Source organism: Micrococcus sp. KRD077, assembly GCF_017168505.1.
GTDB classification, from domain to species: domain Bacteria; phylum Actinomycetota; class Actinomycetes; order Actinomycetales; family Micrococcaceae; genus Micrococcus; species Micrococcus luteus.
In genome coordinates, this window is sequence record NZ_JABFAZ010000041.1 from 4,978 (window position 1) to 28,337 (window position 23,360).

The window sequence follows — 23,360 nt, forward strand, 5'->3', positions numbered from 1 at the left end:
TCCTTCAGGGGCGGGCGGACGCCGACGACGACGGCGCACCGGTCCACTCTACCGGGCACGCCGGCGTCGGGTTCGGCCGCGGGGTCGGGATCAGGCCTGGTCGCGCAGGTCGTAGATCCGCTTGAGCTTGCCGGAGGAGCGGGCCAGGGACTCCGGCTCCACCACGTTGATCACGCACGAGGAGCCGATCTTCGTCTTGATCTCCATGCGCAGGTGCGCCGCGCAGGCCTGGGCCTCCTCGAGGGACGCATGATCACGGCGCTCGATGTTCACGGCCATCTGGTCCATACGGTCCGGGCGGGTGATCTCGAGGGTGAAGTGCGGCGACAGGGCCGGCTCCTTGAGGGCCAGCTCCTCGATCTGCGACGGGAACAGGTTCACGCCGCGCAGGATGATCATGTCGTCCGAGCGGCCGGTGATGCGGCCCATGCGGCGGTGGCCCGGGTGCGTGGTGCCCGGCAGCAGGCGGGTGAGGTCGTGGGTGCGGTACCGGATGATCGGCAGCGCCTGCTTGGTGAGCGAGGTGAAGACGAGCTCGCCGTGGCGGCCGGTCTCGAGGACCTCGTCCGTGAGCGGGTCGATGATCTCGGGGCGGAAGTGGTCCTCCCAGATGTGGGAGCCGTCCTTGGTGGCCGCGGACTCGCCGGCCACGCCCGGGCCCATGACCTCGGAGAGGCCGTAGATGTCCAGGGCGTCGAGGTCGAAGGTCTGCTCGATCTCGCGGCGCATCTCCTCGGTCCACGGCTCGGCGCCGAGGATCGCGACCTCGAGGGAGGACTCGCGGGGGTCCAGGCCGAGCTTCTTGAAGCCGTCCGCGATGGTCAGCAGGTAGGTGGGCGTGGAGAGGATGGCGCGCGGCTGGAAGTCGGTGATCAGCTGCACCTGCTTCTCCGTCTGCCCGCCGGACATCGGGATCACGGCCGCCCCGATGCGCTCGGCGCCGTAGTGGGCGCCGAGGCCGCCGGTGAACAGGCCGTAGCCGTACGCGTTGTGCACGCGGTCACCGGGGCGGATGCCGCCGGCGCGGAAGCAGCGGGCGACGAGGGTGGCCCACGTGGCCAGGTCGTCGTCGGTATAGCCGACCACGGTGGGCTGGCCGGTGGTGCCGGAGGAGGCGTGGATGCGACGCAGCTCGGGGCCCGTGGCGGCGAAGGCGCCGAACGGGTAGCTCTTCCGCAGGAACTCCTTGTCCGTGTACGGGAACTTGGCGAGGTCCCCGAGCTCCGTGAAGTCCGAGGGGTGGACGCCGTGCGCGTCGAAGTGCTCCCGATACGCGGGCACGTTCTCGTAGGCGTGGTGCAGGGTCCAGCGGAGGCGTTCGAACTGGAGCGCCTCGATCTGGTCCCGGCTCATCGTCTCCTCGGGGTCCGGGGCCCCGCGGTCGGCGGGGGCGGGCAGGGGTGCCGGCGTGTACGGGTTGGGGATCGAGGCCTCGAGCATGGCGTTCTCCTGGGGATGCGGGGGTCGGGCGGCGGTCGACGACGGCGGCGCACCGGCGGGTGCGCCCGTCGGTCAGCGTCCGGGGGCGGGGATGGTGCGGGAGCGGCCGCGGAAGGCGGCCACCGGGGTGCCGTCGTCGGTGGTGACGGTGATGTCGTAGACGGCCGAGCGGCCGGCGGCGGCGACCAGGCGGCCCTCCGCGACGAGGGTCTGCCCGGCGCGGGTGGCCGCGAGGAAGTTGACGTCCACGCCGGAGGCCACGGTGAGGGTGGAGCCGTCCGAGGCGGGGTCGTTGCAGGTCAGCGCGAAGCACGTGTCCGCGAACGCGAAGACGGCGCCGCCGTGGGCCAGGCCGAAGCCATTGTGCTGGTCCTCGGTGAGCGTCATCCGGATGCGCGCGTGGTCCTTCTCGGCGGCCTCGAGGGTGACGCCGAGCCACCGTGCCACGCGGTCCTCCGCGAGCATGGGGTGGTGGGCGGTCTCGGTCATGGGCGGGCCTCCCTGCCGGCACGGGCGCGCCGGCGCGGCGGCGCAGAGAATTACTGAACGATCATTAGGTAACTCCCTGGATGTGACTCACGTCAAGTCCGGTCCGGTGTGTGACGCTCGCCGCCCCCGCCGTCATGCCGTGGGAGCGGGGCACACCGGGGGACCTGTGCGCGGGCCCTGCCCATCGCGTCCGCGACTCCTGTCTAGGGTGACGGCATGGTGACCTTCGCGCCGGACCGCGCCTCCTTCATGCTCAGCCCCTCGGACATCACCGCCGCCGCCACGTGCACCTACGGGTGGCTGCGCGGGACGGTGGACCCCGCGCTCGGGCGCGCCCCGCGGATCGGCGTGGCGGACGCGTTCCTCGAGCGGGTCTCCCGCCTCGGGGACGAGCACGAGTCCCGCGTGCTCGCGCGACTCGAGGCGGAGCACGGCGCAGACCAGGTGGTCCGGCTCACCCGCCCGGAGCGCTACACACCCGAGGGCGTGCAGGCCGCCCGCGAGCGCACCGCGGCGGCGTTGGCCGCGCGCCCCGCCGTCGTGTTCCAGGGGATGCTGCACGACGGCGCGTTCGGCGGTCTGGCCGACTTCCTCGTGCTCCGCACGGACGAGGAGCACCCCGAGGGCGCGTACGAGGTGGTGGACACGAAGCTGGCCCGGCATGCACGGGTGACGGCGCTGCTGCAGATCGCCGCGTACGCAGACCTGCTGGACGGCATGGGCGTGCCGCGGGCGCGGCAGGGCAGCCTGTGGCTCGGGGACGGTTCCCGGCACGTCGCGGACCTGGACGAGGTGATCCCGGTGTACCGGCACCAGCGAGCCCGGCTGGAGGCGCTGCTGCAGGATCACGTGGCCGCCGGGGAGCCCACCCGCTGGGGCGACGACCGCCTGAGCGTCTGCGGCGCATGCGAGGCGTGCGAGGAGGCCGTCGCCGAGCACCGGGACGTGCTGCTCACGGCGGGGGCCACGCGGTTGCAGCGCACCCGGCTGCGCGAGGCCGGCATCACGACCATCGAGCAGCTCGCGGCGTCCGTCGCACCGCCGGAGGGCATGGCCCGCCGCACGTGGGAGGCGCTGCGGGAACAGGCGGCGATCCAGCTGGAGCCGGCCGGGGCGGACGGGCTGCCGCCGCATCGGATCGTGGACCCGCGCGCCGTGGCGGGGCTACCCGTGCCGGACGCCGGAGACGTCTTCTTCGACTTCGAGGGGGACCCGCTGTGGGTCTCCGCGGACGGGAGCATGGAGGGCCTCGAGTATCTGTGGGGCTGGGTCGAGGCGCCGGGCGGGGACACCGCGCGCACCGCCTCGGCCGACTTCCGGTTCACGGGCCTGTGGGCGGACACCCGTGCCGCCGAGCGGGCGGCGCTCGAGCGGTTCGTGGCGTTCGTGGAGGCGCGGCGCGCGGCCCACCCGGGGATGCGGATCTACCACTACGCCGCGTACGAGGTCACCGCGCTGAAGCGCCTGACCGTGCGCCACGGCGTGGGCGAGCGCGAGCTGGACGACTGGCTGCGCGCGGGGCTGTTCGTGGACCTCTACTCCACGGTCCGCGCCGCCCTGCGGGCCGGTGTGCCGAGCTACTCCATCAAGAAGCTGGAGCCCCTCTACATGGGGGTGGAGCACCGGGCGGAGGACGGCGTCACGACGGCGGCGGACAGCGTCACCGAGTACCACCGGTACGTCGCCGCGCTGGAGGCCGGAGACACCGAGGTCGCGCGGGCGATCCGCGCCGACATCGAGGACTACAACCGGTACGACTGCGTCTCCACGGCGCGGCTGCGGGACTGGCTGCTGGAGCAGGTGGGGCGCACCGCCGAGCACGGCGCCACGGCACCCCGGCCCGACGACGATGAGCACCTCGTCGAGCCCGCCCCCGCCTTGGAGGGCGAGGACGCGCGCCTGGAGGCGGACCTCCTGGGCCTCCTGCCCACCGCGGACGACGCGGACGCCGTCCTGGACGACGAGCAGCGCGGCGTGGCCCTGCTCGCCGCCGGGCTGGGCTTCTACCAGCGCGAGGACAAACCCGTGTGGTGGGCCTTCTTCGACCGCGGCATCTCCCCGCCGGATGAGTGGCAGGACGCCCGCGCCAACGTCGTGGCGGACCGCGTGGACGTGGCCGAGGACTGGCACCGACCCAAGGGCGCTCGGACCTTCCAGCGGGTGCTGCGGATGACCGGCACCCTGGAGCCGGGGAGCTCGCTGCAGCCCGGAGCCGAGGCCATCACGGTGTACGAGGACGTCCCGGCGGACCGCCGCGACCTCCTCCAACCCAACGCGGTGCGCTGGGTCGGTGCCAAGGCCGTCGTGGAGGACGTCGAGGACCGCCCGGACGGCAGCTCCGTGGTGCTGCTGCGGGAGAAGATCCCCACGCAGGACGTGGAGCAGCATTCGGAGCTGCCCATGGCGGCGTTCGCCCACACGGTGGTGAACACGGACAAGCTCAAGGAGCGCCTGCGCGAGCGCGCCCGGACCGCGGTGCAGGCCGGCGGTCTGCCGGGATCGGGAGGCGACGCCGCCGCCCCGTCCACGGCCGCCTTCGACATCCTGGCGCGCCGCCCCCCGGCGACCGCCGGCCGCCCCCTGGCGGCCATCTCCACCGAGCTGCGCGAGGGCGACTCCGCGCCCGCTCCCGCCCGCCAGGGCTGGGAGGCGCTCGTGGAGGCGCTCGAGTCCGCGCGGGGCTCCTACGTCGCCGTCCAGGGCCCTCCCGGGACGGGCAAGACCCACGTGGGGAGCCACGCCGTGAAGGCCCTGCTCGAACGCGGGTGGAGCGTGGGCGTCACGGCCCAGTCCCACGCCGTGGTGGAGAACTTCCTGGGCAAGCTCGTGTCCATCGGGGTGCCGAAGAAACAGGTGCTCAAGGCGGAGAAGCGCGGCAAGGACGCGCCCGAGCGCCCCTGGGCCACGGTGTCGGACGCCAAGCCGTACATCGGCCTCCCCGGCCACGTCGTCGGCGGCACCGCCTGGACCTTCGCGCACGAGGACGTGCAGGAGTTCGACCTCCTGGTGATCGACGAGGCCGGGCAATTCTCCCTGGCGCACACCCTCGCCGCGGCGGCCATGGCCCGCACTGTGCTCCTGCTCGGCGACCCCCAGCAGCTGCCGCAGGTCACCAAGGGGACCCACCCCCAGCCGATTGGCGAGGCCGCGCTGAGCTGGCTGGCCGCCGACGAGCCGGTGCTGCGCGCAGACCGCGGCTTCTTCCTGGACACCTCCTGGCGTATGCACTCCGCGCTGACGGAGGCCGTCTCCACGCTCTCCTACGCCGGCGAGCTCGGCGCGAAGGAGGACGTCACGGACGCCCGCCGGCTCGACGGCGTGGAGCCCGGGCTGCACCCGTGGCCGGTCTCCCACACGGGCAACGCGGTGTCCTCGCCGGAGGAGGCCGCGGCCGTCGTCGAGATCGTCCGGTCACTGCTCGGCCGCACCTGGTCCACCGGCCCGGACGACCCCGGCCGGCCGCTCGAGCCGTCCGACGTGATCGTGGTGGCCCCGTACAACGCGCAGGTCGCCACGGTCCGGGAGGCGCTCGACGCCGCCGGTCTCGAGGGCACCACCGTCGGCACCGTGGACAAGTTCCAGGGCCGGGAGGCCGCCGTCGCGATCCTGACGATGGCGGCGTCCTCACCGCAGGAGGTGCCGCGCGGGCTGGACTTCCTCCTGAACCGTAACCGGCTCAACGTGTCGATCTCGCGCGGGCAGTGGGCCGCCTACCTCGTCCACTCCCCCGCCCTCGCGGACGCGCTGCCCACCCGCCCCGAGGACCTGCCGATGATCGGCGCGTTCCTGCGGCTCGTGCACCGTTGAGTCAGCCGGCGGCGCCCTGGCGCAGCAGGAACCGCTGCAGCTTGCCGGAGGGGGTCTTGGGCAGCCGGTCCACGAAGTGCACCCGGCGCGGGTAGGCGTGCTTGGAGTACTCGTCGCGGACCTTGGCCTGCAGCTCGGCCGCCAGGGCGTCCGGGTCCGCGACGGCCCCGGCGGGCACCACGAACGCCACGACCTCCTCGCCCCGCACCCCCTCCGGGTCCGGCAGGCCGACGACGGCGACCTCCTGCACCCGCGGGTGGTCGATGAGCACGGACTCCACGTCGAACGGGCCGATCCGGTAGCCGGCGGCGAGGATCACGTCGTCGTCCCGGGAGGAGAAGAAGAACCAGCCGTCGTCGTCCTGCCGGGCGGTGTCCCCGGTCAGGTACCAGCGCCCGTCCGGGGTGAAACGCTCCGCGGTCTTCTCCGGCTCCCCGAGGTAGCCGGGGAACCAGAACAGGGGCGAGGCCGCGTCGATCGCGATCTGCCCGTCCCGGATCTCGGCGGCGATCCCCGGCAGGGGCACACCCATCGAACCCGGGCGGGGCGGCGCGGCCAGCTCGGGGTGCGCGAGGGTGCAGATGACCATGCCCAGCTCGGTCTGGCCGTAGTGGTCGCGGATCTCCGTGCCGAGGGCCGCCCGGCCCCACTCGAGCACGGACGGCGGCAGCGGCTCCCCCGCCGTGGACACGCGCCGCAGCCGCAGCGGGGCGTCCTCGGTGACCTCCCCGGCCTTGGCCAGCGCGCGGAACATCGTGGGGGCGCCGGCGAGGTTCGTGACGTCCTGCGAGCTGATCACCTCGACCATGGTCGCCGGGGAGAAGGCGCCGCGGTACTGCACCGAGGTCGCCCCGAGCACCAGCGTGCCGACGATCCCGTAGTACAGCCCGTACGCCCAGCCGTGGTCGGCCGCGTTCCAGAACAGGTCCTCGGGGCGCAGGTCCACCGCGCACGTGAGGTAGACGGCGAACGCGGCGGCCGCGCGCAGCGGCACAGGCACCCCCTTGGGGCGGCCGGTGGTGCCGGAGGTGAACAGCAGGGCGATCGGCCCGTCCCCGCCGACGGCGACGTCCTCGGCCAGCGGCGCGGAGTCCGCGAGCGCGTCCCACTCCGGGCCGGTGCGGATGATCTCGATGCCGGGGATGTCCGTGAGCTTCTCGGCCTGACGGGGTTCGGCGACGACAAGCCGCGCCGCCGCGCCCTCGATGCGCATCCGGGCGGCGCCCGCGGCGAACGCGGTGAACAGCGGCACGTGCACAGCGCCGAGCCGCCACAGGGCCAGCAGCGTGATGACGAGCTCCTCCCGTTTGGACATCATCACGGGGACCCGGTCGCCGCGCGTGACGCCGCGGGCGGCGAGGCCGGTGGCGAGGCGGCGCGAGCGGTCGGCCAGCTCGCCGAAGGTGAGGTCGACGGCGGACATGTCCTCCGCCACGAACCGGAACGCCACCGCGTCGGCCGGCCAGCGGTCGCAGAGCAGGTGGGCGGCGCAGGCGTCCGGGGTCTCGACGTCGGCGACCCACCCGGCCATCAGCCGGTCGATCGTCCCGGCCTCGTGGGCCTGCCCGGTCCGTTCCGTCATCTCGGTCTCCTCATCCCTCTCGGCATGCCGACGCCGGGCGACGGCGACGTCAGCCACGGTAGGTCCACCGCGCCCCGGGCCACCGGGCGCGTCCGCATGTTGCACTCGCCACCCCGTCGCGGCTGAGGGCAGGATGGCGCCATGACTGATCTCGATCCCGCCACCCCTCGCCCCTCAGGGACGCGCGCGGACGCCCCGCCCCGGACCGACGTCGCGCTGCGCCCGGTGGCCGCCGACGACGCCGACTTCCTGTGGACCTGGATCCACGGCGCCGAGGACCCCGAGTGGAAGTCGTGGGACGCCCCCTACTTCCACGCCGCGGACACGGCCGCCCCGCCGAGCCGCGCGGACTTCGACGCCGACCACGCGCGCCGGCGCGTCGGCGACCCTGACGTCCGGGTCGTCACGGTGGACGGCACCCCCGTCGGTCTCGTGACCCGCACGGAGCAGCATCCGGCGGGCGCGGGCTGGTGGGAGCTCGGCATCCTGTTGTTCGACCCGACCACGTGGGGCCGCGGCGTCGGGCGGGCGGCGCTCACGCTGTGGTCGGACGCGTCGTTCGCGGAGACGGACGCGCACCTGCTGAGCCTGGTCACGTGGTCCGGCAACGCGCGGATGATCGCGTCGGCGGTCCGCGTCGGGTACACCGAGGTCGCCCGCATCCCCGAGGCGCGCTCCTGGGAGGGCCGGCGATGGGACTCGGTGCAACTCGCGGTGCTGCGGCGAGACTGGTGGCCGGCGTCGACGGACGGCTGAGGACGGACCCGGTCGTCGCCTTCGTCGGGCGTCCGCGGCGCCTGCCAGAATGGGGGCCATGACCTCGCAGCCCGCGCCCGCGTCCACCGCCCACCGCCGTTCCCTCGCCGAGGCCGGCATCGCCCTCGGCCCCCTGGACGGCCGCTACCGTGCGGCGGTGGAGCCGCTCGTGGAGCACCTGTCCGAGGCGGCGCTGAACCGCAACCGCATCCACGTGGAGGTCGAGTGGTTCATCCACCTGGCCGAGCACCGCGTGCTGCCGGGTCTCGAGCCGCTCACGGCCGAGCAGCAGGCGGGCCTGCGGGCGATCGTCACGGACTTCGACGCGGAGTCCGTGTCCGAGTTGGCGGCCACCGAGAAGGTCACGGTGCACGACGTGAAGGCCGTCGAGTACTTCATCGCCGGCCGCCTCGAGGGGCTGGGCCTGGGCCGGCTGAAGCCGCTCGTGCACTTCGCGTGCACCTCCGAGGACATCAACAACCTCGCCTACGCGGTGGGCGTGCGCGACGCCGTCGAGCAGGTCTGGCTGCCGGCCGCCCGCGCCGCCGTGGCCACCGTCTCCGCGATGGCCGCCGAGGCCGCCGAGACCCCCATGCTCTCCCGCACGCACGGCCAGCCGGCCACGCCCACCACGCTGGGCAAGGAGATGGCCGTGTTCGTGCACCGCCTGACCCGCCAGACCCGGCGCATCGCCGGCCAGGAGTACCTGGGCAAGATCAACGGCGCCACCGGCACCTACGCCGCCCACCTCGCCGCCGCCCCGGACGCGGACTGGCCGGCCCTCTCCCGCTCCTTCGTGGAGCACCTCGGCCTCACCTGGAACCCGCTGACCACCCAGATCGAGTCCCACGACTGGCAGGCGGAGCTGTACGCCGACGTCGCGCGCTTCAACCGGATCCTCCACGGCTTCTGCGTGGACGTGTGGAGCTACATCTCCATCGGCTACTTCGCGCAGATCCCCGTGGCCGGTGCGACCGGCTCCTCCACCATGCCGCACAAGGTGAACCCGATCCGCTTCGAGAACGCCGAGGCCAACCTCGAGCTCTCCTGCGCCCTGCTCGATTCGCTGGGCGCCACCCTCGTGGAGTCCCGTTGGCAGCGCGACCTCACGGACTCGACGTCGCAGCGCAACATCGGCGTGGCCCTCGGCCACTCGGTGCTCGCCCTGACCAACGTCACGAAGGGCATGGGCCAGCTCCAGGTGGCCGAGCCCGTGCTGGCGGAGGACCTCGACACGAACTGGGAGGTGCTCGGCGAGGCCGTCCAGACCGTGATGCGTGCCGAGGCGATCGCCGGCGTGCCGGGCATGGACAACCCCTACGAGCGCCTCAAGGAGCTGACCCGCGGCCACCGCGTGGACGGGGTGCGCATGCGCGAGTTCGTGCAGGGCCTCGGCCTGTCGGAGGCGGCCCAGGCGCGCCTGCTGGAGCTGACCCCGGCCGGGTACACCGGCGTGGCGTCGGAGCTGGCCAAGGAGTTCGGGCCGGCGCAGGACTGACCCGGGGCCGCCTGACGGGGGACGATGGGCGGGTGCTGCTTCCGCTTCTCCCCGTGTGGCTGCTGTCCACCACCCCCAAGGACCCCGCCGAACTCGAACGGGACGTGCCCGAGCCGATCGACGCGCACGGCGAGCTCGCCGACGCGATCACCGCGGCGATCACCGCCGTGGACCTCGTGGGCGTGTTCTTCTTCGCGATCTCGGGCGCCGTGCTCGCCGTGCGCAAGGGCTACGACATCGTCGGCTCCCTGCTGCTGGCCCTCATGGTGGGCACGGGCGGCGGTGTCGTCCGTGACCTCGTGGTCGGCCGGGACGTGCCCGCGGCCTTCGACAACCCCTGGTACCTGATCCTGCCGGCGGTCGCGTCCTTGGCGGTGTTCCTCCGGATCTTCGACGGCGAGCGCGGCCACCACGCCGTCATGGCCTTCGACGCCATCGGTCTGGCCGTGTACTGCGTGGTGGGCACGCGCATCGCCCTGCTCGCCGGCCTGAGCCCGGTCGCCGCCGCGGTGCTGGGCCTGGTGACCGCCGTCGGCGGCGGCATCCTGCGCGACGTCGTCGCCGGGGAACCGCCCGCCGTGTTCGGCGGGCGCGGCTGGTACGCGCTGCCGGCCATCCTCGGCGCGGGCACGACGGCGGCCCTCGGCCAGGCGGAGCTCCTGAACCCGCTGACCTCGGCCGCGGTGATGGTGCTCGTGCTCGTGCTGCGCGTGGTGTCGCTGCGCAGGGAGTGGCTCGCCCCGGGGGCCGAGATCTCGGGAAAGACCCAGCGCCAGCGCCTGGATCCGCACGACGAGCCGCCCGTGCCGGACATCCGCGACCGCAAGGGCAGGGACGGGCCACCCGCCGACCCCGGTGAGGACGGCCCCCCGGCGAACGAGGAGACGCCCGGAACCGACGAAGACGTCACACCTCCGGGGACACCCGGGTGAACAAACGAGCCACCGCGCGGGCCGCCCGGGACAATGGCCGGTGACCCCCCGGACCCGACGGAAGGAGCCGCCGTGGACGTGCAGCAGTTCTTCGCCACCCTCACCGACGTCCCGTGGCTGCTCACGACCCTGGACCTGATCGGGATCTTCTTCTTCGCCACCTCGGGGGCGCTGCTGGCGGCGCGCAAGCAGTTCGACCTGGTGGGCTCGATGGCGCTGTCCCTGCTGGCGGGCCTGGGCGGCGGCTTCACGCGGGACATCCTGCTGGACCGCGGTCTGCCCGCGTCCCTGGAGAACCCGGTCTACCTGGCCCCGCCCGTGCTGGTGTCCCTGCTCGTGTACGTCAAGCTGATCCACCCGAATCGGCTGAACCTGACCATCACCCTGTTCGACGCCGCCGGGCTCGCCCTGTTCACGGTGTCCGGTGTGCTGCTGGCGCACTCGATGGGCGTGCACCCGGTGTCCACGGTGGTGATCGCGATGGTCACGGCGCTCGGCGGCGGCGTGCTGCGGGACATCGTCGCCAACGAGGTGCCCTCCATCTTCGACCCCCGCGGCGTCTACGTGCTCCCCACGTTCCTGGGCGCGGTGCTGGCGACCGTGGTGGCGATGAACGGCGCGCTCAACGCGTTCACGGGCTTCCTCATCGCGTTCCTGATCTTCGCGGTGCGGATGATCGCCTACCGCTACCAGTGGCGGTTCTTCGGCGCGGAGATCTCCCAGGACAAGGAGTCCCTCGAACGTCTGCGGCGCCTGGCCACGCAGGCGCAGGAGGCGGCCGCGCGCCGGGTGGAGCGCACCCTCGAGCGCCGGCTACGCTCCCCCGGCGCCCCCGCCTTCCCCGACGACGACGCGGACGGGTCCTACGGACCGCGGCAGGAGTACGAGGACCAGGTGCGGGTGGACGACTACGACCCGCAGACCCAGACGATCACCGTCGTCGACCCCGCCTCACACCAGCAGGTGCGCCTGGACCGCGGCACCGGCGTCATGGACGTCACCGACCTGCGCACCGGGCGCACGCGCAGCTTCGACGACCCCGAGCACGACTGGATCGCGGACGACCCGGAGGACCCGAGGGACTGAGGGATGCGGGGGCCCGACGCCGGGCCGGGGCCACGCGCCCCGCGGACAGGTCTATGCTGAGAGTCCATGACCGGCACGCATGAGACCGCCCGCCCCGCCAGCACCACCACGGAGGCCGCGGCCTCCGGCCCCCTCCACCGCGTCGGATTCGACCGCGCGAAGTACATCGAGCTCCAGTCCCAGCACATCCAGGAACGCCGCCGCCAGATCGGCGGGAAGCTGTACCTGGAGATGGGCGGCAAGCTCTTCGACGACCTGCACGCCTCCCGCGTCCTGCCCGGCTTCACCCCGGACAACAAGATCGCGATGCTCGACCGCATCAAGGACGAGACCGAGATCCTGGTGTGCTTCAACGCCAAGGACCTCGAGCGGAACAAGGTCCGCGCGGACCTGGGCATCACGTACGAGGACGACGTCCTGCGCCTCGTGGACGTGTTCCGGGAGCGCGGGTTCCTGGTGGAGCACGTGGTGGTCACGCAGCTGGAGGACGCCAACCACCGTGCACTGGCGTTCCTCGAGAAGCTCGAGCGCCTCGGCCTGAAGGTGGCCCGCCACCGCGTGATCCCCGGCTACCCGCACGCCATGTCCACGATCGTCTCGGAGCAGGGCTTCGGTGCCAACGAGTGGTCCGAGACCACGCGGGACCTCGTCGTCGTGACGGCCCCCGGCCCGGGCTCCGGCAAGCTGGCGACGTGCCTGAGCCAGGTGTACAACGATCGGCAGCGGGGCATCCCGGCCGGCTACGCGAAGTTCGAGACGTTCCCCATCTGGAACCTGCCGCTCGAGCACCCGGTGAACGCCGCCTACGAGGCCGCCACCGTGGACCTGGACGACATCAACCTGATCGACCCGTTCCACCTGGCCGAGTACGGCGAGCGGGTGACGAGCTACAACCGCGACGTCGAGGTGTTCCCGCTGCTGTCCGCGCTGCTGGAGAAGGTCACGGGCACCACCCCGTACAAGTCCCCCACGGACATGGGCGTGAACATGGCCGGCGCGGCGATCGTGGACGACGAGGTGTGCCAGGAGGCCGCAAAGCAGGAGATCATCCGGCGCTACTACAAGGCTCAAGTCAACGAGGCGCTGGAGGGCGCGGACGACACCGAGTCCGAGCGCGTGGCCCTGGTGATGTCCAAGCTGGGCCTGAGCTCGGAGGACCGCCCGGTGGTGGGTGCCGCGCAGTTGGTGGCCGAGCGCACCGGTGAGCCCGGCGCGGCCGTGCAGCTGGCGGACGGCACCCTGGTGACCGGCAAGACCTCGGAGCTGCTGGGCTGCTCCGCCGCGGTGCTGCTCAACGCCCTCAAGGTGCTGGCCGGCATCGAGGACGACGTGCACCTGCTCTCCCCCGCCTCGATCGAGCCGATCCAGACGCTCAAGACCGTGCACCTGGGCTCCAAGAACCCGCGGCTGCACACGGACGAGGTGCTGATCGCGCTGTCCGTGTCCGCGGCGACCGACGAGAACGCGAAGGCGGCCGTCGAGCAGCTGGCGAGCCTCGAGGGCTGCGACGTGCACACGACGACGATCCTCGGCTCCGTGGACGAGGGCATCTTCCGGTCCCTGGGGATGCTCGTCACGAGCGAGCCGAAGTTCCAGAAGAAGGGGCTGTACCGGAAGCGGTGAGGCGGGGCGGTTCGGGCGGTCGCTTTCGTTGACGAAACGGGCGACCCCTGGGCGTTTTCGTTCGAGAAGTGGGAGCGGGCCACGGCCCGCTCAGGAGGCCCCGGTGGTTCGCCGGGGCCTCCGTTCGTTGACGACGGCGACAACTCGCTCCGCGACGACGGCCGGGTCCTCGTGCTCCCAGAAGCGGAGGACGAGCCAGCCGCGCTCCGTCAGGATGCGCGTGGTCTCCAGGTCCCGGGCCCGGTTCGTGGCGACCTTGTCCGACCAGTAGCCGCCGTTGGCCTTCGGCGCGATGTAGTGCTGGGGACACCCGTGCCAGTAGCAGCCGTCGATGAGGACGGCGACGCGCGCGGGACGGAACAGGATGTCCACCGTGCGGCGGAGGTCCTTCTCCGGCTTCGCGTTCACCCGGTAGCGGAGGCCGGCGGCATGGAGGAGACGGCGAACGGGGGCGTGTCAGATGGTCTGTGTAAGCCGTACCGAGAGGAACGGTAAGAATCATGACCATGATCGACGAGAAGAACCCAGGCGAGCCCTCGGGCCAGGACCTGGTCGAGCAGCTGAAAGCCTCAGGGCGGGAGGGCGTGGCCGGGGTCTGCATGCCTCTCAGTGTGGCAGGCGAGCCGGGCCACCCATCAGATGTGGGCCACGTCACCTCAGTCCGATCCCGACGGCCGGGCGTGGCTAGAGTGCTGAGGTCGGCGCCACACCCCGGCGCGTCCCACGTCACTCGAGGAGAGCACCCCCATGGCCTTCGCCGCCCTGTCCCGTTCCGCCCGTCTTGCCGGCCTGTCCGCTGCCGCGCTGCTGGCCCTCACCGCGTGCGGCGGTCAGGACTCGTCCGACGCCGACGCGTCCGCCTCGACGACGGCGCCCGCCTCCGCGTCCGCGCAGGGTGCGGAGTCGTCGTCCGCCTCGGCGTCGTCGCTGTCCGCGGCCCCGGCCGACTACGAGGCCGGCACGTGCTTCACCGCCCCGCTCGGCGCCCGTGACCTGTCCTCCTTCGAGACCACCGACTGCGAGGGCGCCCACACCGCGGAGTACCTCTGGGCCGTGCCGGCCGTGGCCGAGGGTGAGGAGGCCGACCCGGCCGCCGCCCAGACCTGCACCGCCCAGGCCCAGCGCCTGAGCGAGGAGAAGGAGGACCAGCTGAACGGGGCCGTCCTGACCTCCTCCGAGCTGGGCAACTACGGCACCGACGAGAAGCACTGCGTCGTGTACGGGGTCTCCGGTGAGTGGGAGGGTCAGATCGTGGACCCGGAGATCACCCTGGAGACGGCGTCCGCCGACGCCTGATCCCGCCGGCGGCCCCGTGCGTCGTGAGATCGCGCCGCCCGGGACCGCCGCGGATGGACGCGGGACCGGCGAGGCCCGTAGTGTCTTCTGCGTCCAGAAGTTAGACGGTCGAACAGATGCGGCGGTCGGTGCCGCGTCGTGTCCGCCACCGAGGAGGCGCCATGGGTGAAGTGAGGACGGGCGGCGAGGCCGCGCTCTCCGGGGTGACCGCCGAGCTGGACGCCGCGCTCCGACATGCCGCGGCCCAGGCGCCCGGATCCGCCGCCTTCGCCGAGCTGCTCGACTCGCTCCACGTCCATGTGGGCGCCGGCAAGCTCATCCGCCCCCGTCTCGTCGAGCTCGGCTGGCGCCTGGCGACCGCCGACCCGGTCCCTCCGTCCGGCCGCGCTGCCGTCGACCGGCTCGGGGCCGCCTTCGAACTGCTGCACACCGCACTGCTCGTCCACGACGACGTCATCGATCGGGACACGCTGCGGCGCGGCCAGCCCGCCGTGCACGCCTCCGCCCGGCACCGCCTCGAGGCCCGCGGGGTGCCCGCTGCGGACGCCGCCCACGCCGGGGTCGCCGTCGCCCTCATCGCGGGGGACGTCCTGCTCACCCAGGCGTTCCGGCTCGCCGCCACCTGTGCCGCCGACACCGTCCGGGCCGCCGAGGCCGCCGCCGTCGTCTTCGACGCCGCCGCCGTGACTGCGGCCGGCGAGCTCGAGGACGTGCTCCTGGGGCTGTCCCGCCACACCGGTGAGGAGCCCGATCCCGACCGCATCCTCGCCATGCAACGGCTCAAGACGGCGCACTACACGGTCGGCGCGCCCCTGCGCGCCGGCGCCCTCCTGGCCGGGGCGGATCCCGACCTCGCCCGGGCGATGGGCGAGGCCGGCGCCGACCTCGGCGCCGCCTACCAGGTGATCGACGACGTCCTCGGCGTGTTCGGCGATCCCGGGGAGACCGGCAAGTCCGCCGACGGCGACCTGCGCGAGGGCAAGGCCACCGTGCTCACCGCCCACGGCCGCCGCATCCCCGCCGTCCGCGCCCTGCTCGACGCGGGCCCGGCCACCCCCGCGGACATCGAGGCCGCCCGCCGCGCCCTCGAGGCGGCCGGTGCCCGGGAGCACGCCCTCGACGTCGCCGCCGAGCTCACCGTCCGCGCCCGCGAGCGCATCGCGGCCCTGCCCCTGGACGAGACGGTCCGGGCGGAGTTCGCCGACGCCTGCCACGCCGTGCTGACCCGGAGGTCCTGAGATGGCCGCGCCCACCCCGAGCCCTGCCGCGCTGTACACGCGGACGGCCCACACCGCAGCGGCCCAGGTGATCCGCCGCTACTCCACGTCCTTCTCCTGGGCCTGCCGCACCCTGCCCCGGTAGGCACGCCAGGACGTGGCCACGATCTACGCCATGGTCCGCGTCGCCGACGAGGTGGTCGACGGCGTCGCGGTGGCCGCCGGGCTCGACGAGGCCGGGGTCCGCGCCGCCCTGGACGACTACGAGCGGGCGTGTGAGGCCGCGATGGCGTCGGGCTTCGCCACCGACCCGGTCCTGCACGCCTTCGCCGACGTGGCCCGTCGCCACGGCATCACCCCGGAGCTGACCCGTCCCTTCTTCGCCTCCATGCGCGCGGACCTGGGGATCCGCGAGCACGGCGCCGAGTCCCTGGACGCCTACATCCACGGCTCGGCCGAGGTGGTGGGGCTGATGTGCCTGCAGGTCTTCCTCTCCCTCCCCGGCACGCGGGCCCGGACCCCGGGCCAGCGGCAGGAGCTGCGCGCGCAGGCCTCCCGGCTGGGGGCGGCGTTCCAGAAGGTCAACTTCCTCAGGGACCTGGCCGCGGACCACCACGAGCTGGGCCGCACCTACCTGCCCGGTGCCGCACCGGGCGTGCTCACCGAGGCCCGCAAGGCCGAGCTCGTGGCCGAGGTCCGCGCCGACCTCGACGCCGCCCTGCCCGGCATCCGTGTCCTGGACCCCGGGGCCGGGCGCGCCGTGGCCCTGGCGCACGGACTGTTCGCGGCCCTGGTGGACCGGATCGAGGCGACACCGGCGGCCGAGCTGGCCCACCGCCGTGTCCGGGTGCCGGACCATCAGAAGGCCCGGATCGCCGCCCGCGTCCTGGCACGGGGCCGCCGGGGAGGCCGCCGATGAGCGCCCGGGACACCGCTCTCGGCCCGCGCACCGTGGTGGTGGGCGGCGGTTTCGCCGGACTGGCCACGGCGGGCCTGTTGGCCCGCGACGGGCACCGGGTGACGCTGCTGGAGCGCGGCGCCGTCCTGGGCGGCCGTGCCGGACGCTGGTCTGAGGCGGGGTTCACCTTCGATACCGGGCCCTCCTGGTACCTGATGCCCGAGGTGATCGACCGCTGGTTCCGCCTCATGGGGACCTCCGCCGCCGAACGGCTGGACCTGCGCCGTCTGGACCCCGGCTACCGGGTGTACTTCGAGGGGCACCTCCACGAGCCCCCCGTGGACGTGCGCACCGGCCACGCGGAGACGCTGTTCGAGTCCCTCGAGCCCGGCGCCGGGCGCCGGCTGCGGGCCTACCTCGACTCCGCGTCCCGGATCTACGGGCTCGCCAAGGAGCACTTCCTCTACACGGACTTCCGCCGGCCGGCCGCCCTGGCCCACCCGGACGTCCTGCGCGCCCTGCCGGCCCTCGGGCCCCAGCTGCTGGGGGGCCTGCGCTCCCACGTGGCGGCCCGCTTCCAGGATCCCCGGCTGCGCCAGATCCTGGGCTACCCGGCGGTCTTCCTCGGCACGTCCCCCGACCGTGCCCCCGCCATGTACCACCTGATGTCCCATCTGGACCTCGCCGACGGCGTGCAGTACCCCCTCGGCGGGTTCGCGGCCCTCGTGGACGCCATGGCGGAGGTCGTGCGTGAGGCCGGTGTGGAGATCCGCACCGGGGTCGAGGCGACCGCCGTGGAGGTCGTGGACCGTCCCGCCCCCGCCGGCCGCCTCGGACGCCTGGCCGCCCGCCTGCCCAGGCCGGGAGCAGCCCGCGGGGACGAGGGCCGACGTCGCCGCCCGGGCCAGGTGACCGGCGTCGCCTGGCGGTCCGACGACGGCGCCGCGGGACGCCTCGACGCCGATGTGGTGGTGGCCGCCGCGGACCTGCACCACGTGCAGACCCGTCTGCTGCCTCCCGGCCGGCGCGTCGCGGAGTCCACGTGGGACCGGCGCGACCCCGGTCCCTCCGGCGTGCTCGTGTGCGTGGGGGTGCGCGGATCCCTGCCCCAGCTGGCCCACCACACCCTGCTGTTCACGGCGGACTGGGAGGACAACTTCGGGCGCATCGAGCGGGGGGAGGACCTCGCCGCGGACACGTCGATCTACGTCTCGCGCACCTCCGCCACGGACCCGGGCGTGGCCCCGGAGGGCGACGAGAACCTCTTCATCCTCGTCCCGGCCCCCGCCGAGCCGGGGTGGGGGCGCGGCGGCATCCGGGTCCGTGACGGCCAGGGCTGGCGGGTGGACCGCGCCGGGGACGCCCAGGTGGAGGCCGTGGCGGACCGGGCCCTCGATCAGCTGGCCCGCTGGGCCGGGATCCCCGACCTGGCCGAGCGCATCGTGGTGCGGCGCACCTACGGGCCCGGTGACTTCGCCGCGGACGTGCACGCCTGGCGGGGTTCGCTGCTGGGCCCCGGGCACACGCTGGCGCAGTCGGCCATGTTCCGCCCCTCGGTGCGGGACGCGGACGTGGCCGGCCTGATGTACGCGGGCTCCTCGGTGCGCCCGGGAATCGGGGTGCCCATGTGCCTGATCTCCGCCGAAGTGGTCCGGGACGAACTGCGCCACGACGCGCGCAGGGCCCGGCCCGCGGGCCCCGGGGGGAGCGGCACATGATCCGCACCCTCTTCTGGGCGTCCCGGCCGGTCAGCTGGGTGAACACGGCCTACCCGTTCGCCGCCGCCGCGATCCTGACCGGGGGGCTGCCCGCGTGGCTGGTGGTCCTGGGCGTCGTGTTCTTCCTGGTGCCCTACAACCTGGCCATGTACGGCATCAATGACGTGTTCGACTTCGCCTCGGACCTGCGCAACCCCCGCAAGGGGGGTGTGGAGGGCTCCGTGCTGGGCGACCCCGCGGTGCGCCGCCGGGTGCTGGCGTGGTCGGTGCTGCTGCCCGTGCCGTTCGTGGCCGTGCTCGCGGGCTGGTCCGCCGTGCGGGGCGAGTGGGCCGCCGTGCTGGTGCTCGCGGTGAGCCTGTTCGCGGTGGTGGCGTACTCCTGGGCGGGGCTGCGGTTCAAGGAGCGGCCCTTCCTGGACGCCGCCACCTCCGCCACCCACTTCGTCTCCCCCGCGGTCTACGGCCTCGCGCTGGCCGGGGCGACCCCCACGCCCGCCCTGGCGGCGCTGCTGGGGGCGTTCTTCCTGTGGGGCATGGCCTCGCAGATGTTCGGGGCGGTGCAGGACGTGGTGCCGGACCGGGAGGGGGGCCTGGCCTCGGTGGCCACCGTGCTGGGCGCTCGGCGCACCGTCCTGCTCGCCGCCGGCCTGTACGCGGCGGCGGGCCTTCTGCTGCTGGCCACCGACCCGCCGGGCCCGCTCGCGGCGCTGCTGGCCGTGCCCTACGTGGTGAACACCCTGCGCTTCCGCCGCATCACGGACGCCACCTCGGGCGCGGCCCACCGCGGCTGGCAGCTGTTCCTTCCGCTGAACTACGTGACCGGCTTCCTCGTGACCCTGCTGCTGATCGGGTGGGCGCTGACCCGGGGGGCGGCGGCATGATCTACCTGCTGGCCCTGCTGGGTGTCATCGGCTGCATGCTGCTGGTGGACCGGCGCTTCGAGCTGTTCCTGTGGCATCGCCCGCTCCCGGCGCTGCTGGTGCTGGCCGCCGGGGTGGCCTACTTCTTCGCCTGGGACCTGTGGGGGATCGCCGAAGGCGTGTTCCTGCACCGGCAGTCGCCCTACATGACCGGGGTGATGCTCGCCCCCCAGCTGCCCCTGGAGGAGGGGTTCTTCCTGCTCTTCCTCAGCCAGATCACGATGGTGCTGTTCACCGGGGCGCTGCGCCTGCTGCGCGGCCGGCGAGGTGACGCCCGTGCCGCGACGCCGGCCGATCCGACCGACGGGGGCAGCCGGTGACCTTCCTCGACCTCGTCCTCGTCTTCGTGGGCTTCGCCCTGGCCGTGCTCGTGGGCGCCGCCCTCGTCGGCCGCGTGCGGGGCGAGCACCTGCGGGCCGTGGCGGCCACCCGGGTGGCCCTGTGGGCCCTCACGGCGGTCTTCGACAACGTGATGATCGCCGCGGGGCTCTTCGACTACGGCCATGAGCTGCTGGTGGGTGCCTACGTGGGCCAGGCGCCCGTGGAGGACTTCGCCTACCCGCTCGGCTCCGCCCTGCTGCTGCCGGCGCTCTGGCTGCTGCTGACGAGCCGTGGTCGTGCCGGTCGGCGCGGCCCTCGGCCGGGACGCCGCCCCCACCCGGACGATCGCTGACATGCTGCCGCTGATCCCCGCAGACCTGTTGCGCGCGCTCGGCCTGATCCTCGTCCCGGTCGCGGCGGTGCACGCCGGATGGCCGTCCGCGGCGGCGATGCTGCTCGTGTTCGGCTCCCAGTGGCTCACCCGCTGGCTCGCCCCGGGCGGCGCCCTGGACTGGGCCGCGCAGGCGGTCCTGCTGCTGGCCGGGTGGCTGAGCGTCATCGGCCTCTACCCGCGGGTGCCGTGGCTGGACCTGCTCGTGCACGCCGCCGCCTCCGCCGTGGTCGCCTGTCTGACGGCACTGGTGGTGGGGGCATGGCTCCGGCGTCGGGGGACCGAGGCCGGGCAGGCCGTGGCCCTGCTCGGCCCGGGCCTGGCCGGGCTGGGGATCGCGGCCGCCGCCGTGGCCCTGGGCGTGGTGTGGGAGCTGGCCGAATGGTGGGGGCACACGGCGGTGACCCCCGAGATCGGTGTGGGCCACACGGACACCATCGGCGACCTCGCCGCCGATCTCGTCGGCGCCGGGATCGGCGCCGCCCTCGCCGTGCGCCGGGAGCGCATCCGGTGACCCCGGCCCGCCCCACGGTCTCCGTGGTCGTCCCGGTGCTCGACGACGCCGAGCACCTGCGCGTGTGTCTCGCCCTGCTGGCCGCCCAGAGCCGGCCGGCGCTGGAGGTGGTGGTGGTGGACAACGGCTGCGTGGACGACTCGGCGGTGCTCGCCCGCGCCGCCGGCGCGCGGGTGGTGCACGAGCCGCGCCGCGGGGTCCCGGCCGCGGCGGCCGCCGGCCTGGACGCCGCGGTCGGGGAACTGCTGGTGCGCTGCGACGCCGACACGCGGATGCCCGCGGACTGGCTCGAACGGATCGTGGCTCGGTTCGACGCCGACCCCGGGCTCGACGCCCTCACCGGGCCGGGGACCTTCCACGACCAGCCCGGCCTCCGGGGACAGGTGCGGGCGGCGCTCTACACCGGCGCGTACCGCTGGGGGGCGGGCGCCGCGGTGGCGGCCACCCCCGTCTGGGGCTCCAACTGCGCCCTGCGCGCCGAGGCGTGGCAGGCTGTGCGGACCCGCGTCCACCGCGAACGCGGGGACGTGCACGATGACCTGGACCTGTCCTTCCAGCTGGCCCTGGCCGGCCGCCGGATCCGGTTCGATCCGGACCTGCGGGTGGAGGTCGCCGGGCGCATCTTCCACTCCCTGCGCCAGCGGGTGCGGCAGGGCCGGATGGCGGTCACCACCCTGCAGGTCAACTGGGCCCGGCTGTCCCCCGGGCGGCGGTGGCTGCGCCGGGCGGCCCGGTCACGCCCCCGGCCCCACTGGGGGCGTGGCCCCGACGGTCAGTCCCGCGACTGAGCGCCGCCGGCGCCGCGGGCTCGCCTGTCCAACGGGTTGCGACGCAGGGGCAGCCGGTCCACCAGCGGCCGCAGCAGGCCGCGGGTGCGGGGACGCTCGCCGCCGTCGTGCCGGCGCCTGGCCTCGGCCAGGATGTTCGCGGCCATCTCCGGGAACACCACGGCGTGGAAGGGCAGGATGGCGGTCCAGTAGGCGCGTCCGAGCAGGCCGTCCGGCATGAAGACCGCCCGCTGGCGGTAGACGGAGCCTCCGCCCTCCCGCGGCTCGGTGCTCAGCTGCAGCCAGGCCCGCCCGCCGGCCTTCATCTCCGCCCGCAGGGTCAGCCGCCGCCCCGGCTCCACGTCCTCCACCCGCCACCAGTCCACGGCGTCGCCGCGTCGCAGGTGGTTCGGGTCCCGCCGGCCGCGGGTCAGGCCGGGCCCGCCGGCCAACTTGTCCATCAGCCCGCGGATCTTCCACAGCAGCGGGGTGGAATACCAACCGTTGGCGCCGCCCACCGACTCGATCACCGGCCACACCTCCTGCGCGGGCAGGTCGGACTCGCGCTCGCGCTCGTCCGTGTAGACCGTGGTGCCGGCCCACTCGGGATCCGAGGGCAGGGAGGCGGCCGGGTCCGCGGAGCTCTGGAGGTCCGCGTCGAAGGTGACGTCCAGGGGACCCTCCTTCTCCCGCTTCAGCGCCAGCCGCACGGCGTCCATGTAGGAGGTCAGCCCGCCCGGCGGGTCCGGGATGAGGTCGCGGACCGAGCGGTCCTCCACGACCGCCTCCTCGGCGAGGGATGCGGCCAGGGGCAGGGCCACCGCGACCGGGATGGGGGTCACCATGCCGATCCAGAAGCCCGCCAGGGTCTTCAAGGGCAACGGGGTGGGGATCACGATGCGCCGGGACAGGCCGGCGGCCTTGGCGTAGTCCACCAGCACGCTCGCGAACGGCTGGGGGTGCCCGTTGCCGATCTGGGCCCGCAGCTGCACGGGCTCCGGGAGGGCGCAGGCCTGCAGGAGGTAGTACAGGACGTCGCGGATGGCCAGCGGCTCCACCCGGTTCCTCAGCCAGGACGGGCCGGGCATCACGGGCAGCCGCTCGGCGAGGTGGCGGATCATCTCGAACGAGGTGGAGCCCGAGCCGATGATCACCCCGGCCTCGAACGTCAGCGCCGGGGTCGCCGCCCGCTCGAGACGCTCGGCCACGAGGGCGCGGGAGCGCATGTGGTCGGACAGCTCCGCGACGGGGACCGTGTCCGGGTGCAGGCCGGAGAGATAGACGAGCTGGGCCACGCCGGCCGTGTCCGCGGCGGTGCCCACGATGTCCGCGATCCGCTGCTCCTGGGCCACGAAGTCGCCGCCCCCGCCCATGGAGTGCACGAGGTAGAGCACGGTGTGCACGTCCTGCATGGCGGCTTCGACGAGGTCCGCCTCGGTGAGGTCGAGCTCCACCGCCTCGATGCTGTCCGACCACGGTCGGTCCGCGAGGTCGGAGGGGTTCCGGGCGCCGGCCCGGACGTCGAAGCCGGCGGCGAGCAGCTCGGGGATGAGGCGCCCGCCCACGTAACCGGTGGCACCGGTGACGAGGACGCGACGGCCCCGGCCGTCCGGCAGGGACAGGCCGAGGGGGGAGGTGTGGGACGCCGGCGTGGCACCGGCGGGGACGGGGGAGGGCTGTGTGGACGCCATGGGCGCACTCTAGGGTCCGGGGCGGGTCGGGCTGAAGGTCTCAGGTGTGCGGACCCGGGGCCCGTGAGTGGGCACGCCGCCGGACCTGCGTCGGTCGGAGCGGGCCCGGCACGGTCCGTGAAAGACTGCTCGCTATGGCCACTGCAGATTCCGGAGACGTCCTGCCGCACCTGCGCACCGAGGCCATCCGCGCCGTCGTCGGGCCCACCAGTGCGGACCGCGGCTTCGCCGTGGCCGCGTCGGGTGCCGTGGGGCGCCTGCGCTATGACGCCGCCACCGGCCGTCTGGGTCAAGCCCCTCGTGATGGTGTAGCGGTCTGATCCTTCATGGGGGTCAGGCGCTGAGGCCGAGGGTGAGTTCGGTGTCGGGGTCCACCTCGTCTCCGGTGTTGGTCACGGTGGTGAGCCTGCAGCG

The 23,360-nt window shown here is 73.8% G+C and carries 19 protein-coding genes and 2 pseudogenes; 16 read left to right on the plus strand and 5 right to left on the minus strand.

The genetic code is table 11. The features are described 5' to 3' along the window. Positions 1–90 precede the first annotated feature (90 nt). Positions 91–1,440, minus strand: coding sequence for a phenylacetate--CoA ligase family protein (locus J1M39_RS10095; protein WP_036313909.1), 1,350 nt, complete (start codon positions 1,438–1,440; stop codon positions 91–93). Positions 1,441–1,512: 72 nt separating this feature from the next. Then, positions 1,513–1,929, minus strand: a complete 417-nt coding sequence (locus J1M39_RS10100) for a PaaI family thioesterase (RefSeq protein ID WP_020624995.1) — start codon at positions 1,927–1,929, stop codon at positions 1,513–1,515. Positions 1,930–2,145: 216 nt separating this feature from the next. Between J1M39_RS10100 and J1M39_RS10105 the strand changes: the two genes are divergently transcribed. Continuing rightward, complete coding sequence (locus J1M39_RS10105) at positions 2,146–5,736, plus strand: TM0106 family RecB-like putative nuclease (protein WP_052520006.1); 3,591 nt, start codon at positions 2,146–2,148, stop codon at positions 5,734–5,736. Position 5,737: 1 nt separating this feature from the next. On the opposite strand, the gene J1M39_RS10110 is transcribed toward J1M39_RS10105, so the two are convergent. Next, positions 5,738–7,318, minus strand: coding sequence for an AMP-binding protein (locus J1M39_RS10110; protein WP_041102575.1), 1,581 nt, complete (start codon positions 7,316–7,318; stop codon positions 5,738–5,740). A 141-nt stretch (positions 7,319–7,459) separates the two neighbouring features. Here J1M39_RS10110 and J1M39_RS10115 point away from each other — a divergent pair, with 141 nt between their 5' ends. The 5 genes from J1M39_RS10115 (at position 7,460) to J1M39_RS10135 (ending at position 13,213) form a co-directional block, all read left to right on the plus strand. Continuing rightward, entirely contained in the window at positions 7,460–8,074 is a 615-nt protein-coding gene (locus J1M39_RS10115) for a GNAT family N-acetyltransferase (protein ID WP_010080080.1), read from the plus strand. A gap of 58 nt (positions 8,075–8,132) precedes the next feature. Next, the gene (gene purB, locus J1M39_RS10120) at positions 8,133–9,572 is read left to right on the plus strand and encodes an adenylosuccinate lyase (protein ID WP_206496741.1); all 1,440 of its coding nucleotides are present in this window, start codon (positions 8,133–8,135) and stop codon (positions 9,570–9,572) included. Positions 9,573–9,604: 32 nt separating this feature from the next. Then, positions 9,605–10,504, plus strand: coding sequence for a TRIC cation channel family protein (locus tag J1M39_RS10125; protein WP_206496742.1), 900 nt, complete (start codon positions 9,605–9,607; stop codon positions 10,502–10,504). 72 nt (positions 10,505–10,576) lie between these two features. Beyond that, on the plus strand, positions 10,577–11,590 hold the full coding sequence (locus J1M39_RS10130; protein WP_206496743.1) for a TRIC cation channel family protein: 1,014 nt from the start codon (positions 10,577–10,579) through the stop codon (positions 11,588–11,590). A 66-nt stretch (positions 11,591–11,656) separates the two neighbouring features. Beyond that, positions 11,657–13,213, plus strand: coding sequence for a DUF1846 domain-containing protein (locus J1M39_RS10135; RefSeq protein WP_002858124.1), 1,557 nt, complete (start codon positions 11,657–11,659; stop codon positions 13,211–13,213). Between the two features lie 90 nt (positions 13,214–13,303). On the opposite strand, the pseudogene J1M39_RS10140 reads toward J1M39_RS10135, so the two are convergent. Beyond that, positions 13,304–13,648 (minus strand): annotated as a pseudogene (locus tag J1M39_RS10140) (very short patch repair endonuclease); the annotation flags it as partial. A gap of 312 nt (positions 13,649–13,960) precedes the next feature. Here J1M39_RS10140 and J1M39_RS10145 point away from each other — a divergent pair. From J1M39_RS10145 to crtX, 9 genes and pseudogenes are all read left to right on the plus strand, one after another. Continuing rightward, entirely contained in the window at positions 13,961–14,509 is a 549-nt protein-coding gene (locus tag J1M39_RS10145; protein ID WP_020626537.1) for a hypothetical protein, read from the plus strand. 161 nt (positions 14,510–14,670) lie between these two features. Next, complete coding sequence (locus J1M39_RS10150; RefSeq protein ID WP_155934123.1) at positions 14,671–15,747, plus strand: polyprenyl synthetase family protein; 1,077 nt, start codon at positions 14,671–14,673, stop codon at positions 15,745–15,747. A gap of 1 nt (position 15,748) precedes the next feature. Next, a pseudogene (locus J1M39_RS10155) lies at positions 15,749–16,645 on the plus strand (phytoene/squalene synthase family protein). Beyond that, positions 16,642–18,342, plus strand: coding sequence for a phytoene desaturase family protein (crtI, locus tag J1M39_RS10160; protein ID WP_206452516.1), 1,701 nt, complete (start codon positions 16,642–16,644; stop codon positions 18,340–18,342). Before J1M39_RS10155 ends, crtI begins: the two are co-directional and overlap by 4 nt. Then, entirely contained in the window at positions 18,339–19,223 is an 885-nt protein-coding gene (locus J1M39_RS10165) for a prenyltransferase (RefSeq protein WP_036314900.1), read from the plus strand. The genes crtI and J1M39_RS10165 overlap by 4 nt, the downstream gene beginning before the upstream one ends. Further along, positions 19,193–19,582 (plus strand): C50 carotenoid gamma-cyclase subunit alpha CrtYg, encoded by a 390-nt coding sequence (gene crtYg / locus J1M39_RS10170; RefSeq protein ID WP_036314902.1) that lies wholly within the window; start codon positions 19,193–19,195, stop codon positions 19,580–19,582. Before J1M39_RS10165 ends, crtYg begins: the two co-directional genes overlap by 31 nt. Beyond that, positions 19,579–19,935, plus strand: coding sequence for a C50 carotenoid gamma-cyclase subunit beta CrtYh (gene crtYh / locus J1M39_RS10175; RefSeq protein ID WP_206496744.1), 357 nt, complete (start codon positions 19,579–19,581; stop codon positions 19,933–19,935). Before crtYg ends, crtYh begins: the two co-directional genes overlap by 4 nt. A 1-nt stretch (position 19,936) precedes the next feature. Then, positions 19,937–20,488, plus strand: coding sequence for a hypothetical protein (locus J1M39_RS10180; protein ID WP_174233308.1), 552 nt, complete (start codon positions 19,937–19,939; stop codon positions 20,486–20,488). Beyond that, on the plus strand, positions 20,485–21,276 hold the full coding sequence (gene crtX / locus J1M39_RS10185) for a C50 carotenoid glucosyltransferase CrtX (protein WP_036384352.1): 792 nt from the start codon (positions 20,485–20,487) through the stop codon (positions 21,274–21,276). The genes J1M39_RS10180 and crtX overlap by 4 nt, the downstream gene beginning before the upstream one ends. On the opposite strand, the gene J1M39_RS10190 is transcribed toward crtX, so the two are convergent. Next, positions 21,261–22,946, minus strand: coding sequence for an SDR family oxidoreductase (locus J1M39_RS10190; protein WP_049145750.1), 1,686 nt, complete (start codon positions 22,944–22,946; stop codon positions 21,261–21,263). The two genes, crtX and J1M39_RS10190, sit on opposite strands and share 16 nt — an antisense overlap. A 134-nt stretch (positions 22,947–23,080) precedes the next feature. Between J1M39_RS10190 and J1M39_RS10195 the strand changes: the two genes are divergently transcribed. After that, on the plus strand, positions 23,081–23,266 hold the full coding sequence (locus J1M39_RS10195) for a hypothetical protein (RefSeq protein WP_206496745.1): 186 nt from the start codon (positions 23,081–23,083) through the stop codon (positions 23,264–23,266). The last annotated feature ends 94 nt before the right edge of the window (positions 23,267–23,360 follow it).

Bases quoted from the DNA above. Each gene is read 5' to 3' on its own strand.
- J1M39_RS10195 (WP_206496745.1), top strand. From the start codon at position 23,081: ATGGCCACTGCAGATTCCGGAGACGTCCTGCCGCACCTGCGCACCGAG.
- J1M39_RS10100 (WP_020624995.1), bottom strand. From the start codon at position 1,929: ATGACCGAGACCGCCCACCACCCCATGCTCGCGGAGGACCGCGTGGCA.
- J1M39_RS10115 (WP_010080080.1), top strand. From the start codon at position 7,460: ATGACTGATCTCGATCCCGCCACCCCTCGCCCCTCAGGGACGCGCGCG.
- J1M39_RS10135 (WP_002858124.1), top strand. From the start codon at position 11,657: ATGACCGGCACGCATGAGACCGCCCGCCCCGCCAGCACCACCACGGAG.
- crtI (WP_206452516.1), top strand. From the start codon at position 16,642: ATGAGCGCCCGGGACACCGCTCTCGGCCCGCGCACCGTGGTGGTGGGC.
- purB (WP_206496741.1), top strand. From the start codon at position 8,133: ATGACCTCGCAGCCCGCGCCCGCGTCCACCGCCCACCGCCGTTCCCTC.
- J1M39_RS10190 (WP_049145750.1), bottom strand. From the start codon at position 22,946: ATGGCGTCCACACAGCCCTCCCCCGTCCCCGCCGGTGCCACGCCGGCG.
- J1M39_RS10110 (WP_041102575.1), bottom strand. From the start codon at position 7,318: ATGACGGAACGGACCGGGCAGGCCCACGAGGCCGGGACGATCGACCGG.
- J1M39_RS10150 (WP_155934123.1), top strand. From the start codon at position 14,671: ATGGGTGAAGTGAGGACGGGCGGCGAGGCCGCGCTCTCCGGGGTGACC.
- J1M39_RS10165 (WP_036314900.1), top strand. From the start codon at position 18,339: ATGATCCGCACCCTCTTCTGGGCGTCCCGGCCGGTCAGCTGGGTGAAC.
- J1M39_RS10180 (WP_174233308.1), top strand. From the start codon at position 19,937: ATGCTGCCGCTGATCCCCGCAGACCTGTTGCGCGCGCTCGGCCTGATC.
- J1M39_RS10105 (WP_052520006.1), top strand. From the start codon at position 2,146: ATGGTGACCTTCGCGCCGGACCGCGCCTCCTTCATGCTCAGCCCCTCG.
- J1M39_RS10145 (WP_020626537.1), top strand. From the start codon at position 13,961: ATGGCCTTCGCCGCCCTGTCCCGTTCCGCCCGTCTTGCCGGCCTGTCC.
- J1M39_RS10095 (WP_036313909.1), bottom strand. From the start codon at position 1,440: ATGCTCGAGGCCTCGATCCCCAACCCGTACACGCCGGCACCCCTGCCC.